Source organism: Polaromonas sp. (assembly GCF_030682935.1).
Taxonomy (GTDB): Bacteria; Pseudomonadota; Gammaproteobacteria; order Burkholderiales; family Burkholderiaceae_C; genus Polaromonas.
The window spans coordinates 1-3,207 of record NZ_JAUXNA010000296.1 but is presented as its reverse complement, the minus strand read 5'-3'; the positions used below and the strand labels follow the sequence as shown (position 1 = coordinate 3,207).

The window sequence follows — 3,207 nt, the reverse complement described above, 5'->3', positions numbered from 1 at the left end:
GTCTGCCGCGCCTGGGCACTGCGGCCCAGCTACATGGCCTGTGGCCCCATCCACGCCACGGCCAGCAAAGACATGCCCTGGCTGCCCCAGGGCAATGGCAACCTGGCGTTCTGGAGCCAGCTGCTGCCCGTGCCAGTGGTGGCCATCGGGGGCATGGATGCCCTGCGCCTGCACGACGCCGCGCACCACGGCGCAGCGGGCGGAGCCCTCATCTCAGCCGTGACGGCCGCCGCAGACCCCGAAGCCGCCCTGGCCGAACTGGCCGCTGCCTGGGCCGCCGGTCGCAGCGATGCCCCCGCCCCCAGCCCCCGCCTGCCGCGCACCACGCTGGCCAGCGGGTAAAGTTCAGCCCCTTTGCTTGGAACCCCTATGTTCAGAACCCTGCTCAAATCCAAAATCCACCGCGCTGCCGTGACCCACTGCGAGCTCAATTACGAAGGCTCCTGCGCGATTGACGAAGACCTGCTGGACGCCGCCAACCTGGGCGAAAACGAGCAGGTCCATATCTGGAACATCAACAACGGCGAGCGCTTCATCACTTACGCGATCCGGGCCGAACGCGGCAGCCGCATCATCTCGGTCAATGGATCAGCGGCTCGGCGTGCCGCCGTGGGCGACCTGGTCATCATTGCCGCCTTTGCCCAGGTACATGAGGACCAGGTCGCGGATTTCAAACCCAGGCTGGTGTTCGTCAACCCCGACAACCGCATCCAGGAAGAGCGCTCGACCATTCCGGTGCAGCAGCCCTGATGGCTCCGCTCGCTTTGGGAGCCCCCATGGACAACGCCTCGATGATTGAGCGCAGCCTGCGCCACGTGTGGCACCCCTGCACGCAGATGAAGCTGCACCAGTCCCCGGCAGGGCCACCGCCAGTGCCACTGGTGCCCATTGCCCGGGCCGAAGGCGTGTGGCTCCATGACTTTGAAGGCCAGCGCTACCTGGACGGCATCAGTTCGTGGTGGGTCAACCTGTTTGGCCACAGCCATCCGCACATCAAGGCGGCGCTGCGCGACCAGCTGGAGCAGCTCGATCACGTGATGCTGGCCGGTTTCACGCACCAGCCGGTGGTGGAGTTGTCGGAGCGGCTGGGCGCCCTGACCGGCCTGGGCCATGCCTTTTACGCCAGCGACGGTGCCAGCGCCACCGAAATCGCCCTGAAGATGAGCGCGCATTACTGGCGCAACAGCGGCCGGCCGGAAAAATGCCGCTTCATCGGACTGGCGGGCGGCTACCACGGCGAAACCGTGGGCGCGCTGGCGGTGACCGACATCGCCATTTTCCGGGAAGCCTACGCGCCGCTGGTGCGGCTGGCCGCCACCGTGCCCAGCCCCGATGCGCGCGGCGCACGGCCCGGCGAAAGCGCCGCTGAAGTCGCCCGGCGCGCGGCCGCCGGCCTGCAAAGCTGGCTGGCGCAGCACCATGCGCAGACCGCCGCCCTGATCGTCGAGCCGATGGTGCAGTGCGCCGCCGGCATGGCGATGTACGACGCCGCCTACCTGCGCGAGGCACGCGCGCTGTGCGACCGCTACGAGGTGCACCTGATCGCCGATGAAATTGCCACCGGCTTTGGCCGCACCGGCACGATGTTCGCGCACCAGCAGGCGGGCATACGGCCCGACTTTGTCTGCCTCTCGAAAGGGCTGACCGGCGGCACGCTGCCGCTGTCGGCCGTGCTGACCACCGACACGGTCTACGAGGCGTTTTACGACGACGAGATGGCCCGGGGCTTTTTGCACTCGCACTCCTACACCGGCAACCCGCTGGCCTGCCGCGCCGCACTGGCCACGCTGGAGCTGTTTGAGCAAACCAACGTGCTGGCCCGCAACGCCGAACTGGCGCAGACGCTGGACCAGGCCTTTGCGCCGCTGACGCAGCACCCCTCGGTGCGACATGCGCGCCGGCTCGGCATGATCTGGGCCTGGGACATCGACGAGACAGCGGTCGGAAAAACGCCGCTGCCCCACTTTGCCCGGCGCTACGCCCGGCACGCGATGGCGCACGGCGTGCTGCTGCGGCCGATTGGCAACACGGTCTACGCCATGCCGCCTTATGTGATGGATGCCGCATCGGCGGCCCATCTGGCGCGCGGCGCGCTGGCGGCGCTGGAGGCCACGCTGGCCGACGAAAGCCCCGCGCATGGCTGAGCGCGCGCGGCCAGCGCTGTCGCTGTTTGTCACAGGCACCGATACCGGCGTGGGAAAAACGCTGGTCAGCGCCGGCCTGCTGCATGCGCTGGCGCGCTACCACCCCCGTGTCGTCGGCATGAAGCCGATTGCGGCGGGCACGGTGCGGGTTGACGGCATGGACAGCAACGAAGATGTTGTCGCCCTGCGCGCCGCCTCTACCTGCGCCGCGCCGCCCGAACTCGACAACCCGGTGCTGCTGCCCGACCCGGTGTCTCCGCACATCGCCGCAGCCCGTGCCGGTGTGCGCATTGACATCGGCCACCTCGTGGCCTGCCACCGCGCGCTGGCGCTGCGGGCCGACGCCGTGGTGGTGGAAGGCGCAGGCGGCTTTCATGTGCCGCTGTCGAACACCGAAACCGGCGCCGACCTGGCGCAGGCGCTGGGCCTGCCGGTGCTGCTGGTGGTGGGCTTGCGGCTCGGTTGCCTGAACCACGCACTGCTGACCGCCGAGGCTATTCGCGCGCGCGGGCTCACGCTGGCGGGCTGGGTCGCCAACCAGGTCGACCCAGGCATGCTGGCGCAGGACGACAACATCGCCTTTTTGCAGCGCCAACTCCAGGCGCCGCTGCTGGCAACGATTCCCTATCAGTCCACGCCCAATCCGCGGGCGCTGACCTTCAACCTTCCATCGGCATGGCAATGACTACCTCCTGGCTTGACGAATTCCCGGCCCGCATCGCCGAACTGGACCACGCCCATTTGCGCCGCCAGCGCCGCGTGGTCACGCCCGACAGCGGCGCCCGCCTGACCGTGAACGGGCACAGCATGCTGGCTTTTTGCAGCAACGACTACCTGGGCCTGGCCACCCACCCGGGCCTGGTGCAGGCCGCCTGCGCCGGGGCCCAGGCCTATGGCGTGGGCTCGGGCGGCTCACCGCTGGTGAGCGGCCACAGCGCGGCCAACCAGGCGCTGGAGCAGGTTGTGGGGGCATTTGTGGGCTTGCCGCGCGCGCTCTCCTTTTATGCAGGTTATGGCACCACCTTCGGCATCATTCCGGCGCTGGTGGGCGCCGGTGACGCGA

General features: G+C 68.8%; 4 protein-coding genes and 1 pseudogene. All 5 read left to right on the top strand.

Annotation, left to right across the window (positions count from 1 at the left end):
• A partial coding sequence (locus Q8K05_RS13595; protein ID WP_305247152.1) for a thiamine phosphate synthase occupies positions 1–342 on the top strand: 342 nt, incomplete at its 5' end.
• Between the two features lie 27 nt (positions 343–369).
• Positions 370–750 (top strand): aspartate 1-decarboxylase, encoded by a 381-nt coding sequence (panD, locus tag Q8K05_RS13590; RefSeq protein WP_305247151.1) that lies wholly within the window; start codon positions 370–372, stop codon positions 748–750.
• Positions 751–776: 26 nt separating this feature from the next.
• Entirely contained in the window at positions 777–2,144 is a 1,368-nt protein-coding gene (locus Q8K05_RS13585; protein ID WP_305247150.1) for an adenosylmethionine--8-amino-7-oxononanoate transaminase, read from the top strand.
• A complete protein-coding gene (bioD, locus tag Q8K05_RS13580; RefSeq protein ID WP_305247149.1) occupies positions 2,137–2,829 on the top strand; it encodes a dethiobiotin synthase in 693 nt (230 codons plus the stop codon). The genes Q8K05_RS13585 and bioD overlap by 8 nt, the downstream gene beginning before the upstream one ends.
• Positions 2,826–3,207: pseudogene (locus tag Q8K05_RS13575) on the top strand (8-amino-7-oxononanoate synthase); the annotation flags it as partial. The gene bioD and the pseudogene Q8K05_RS13575, both read left to right, overlap by 4 nt.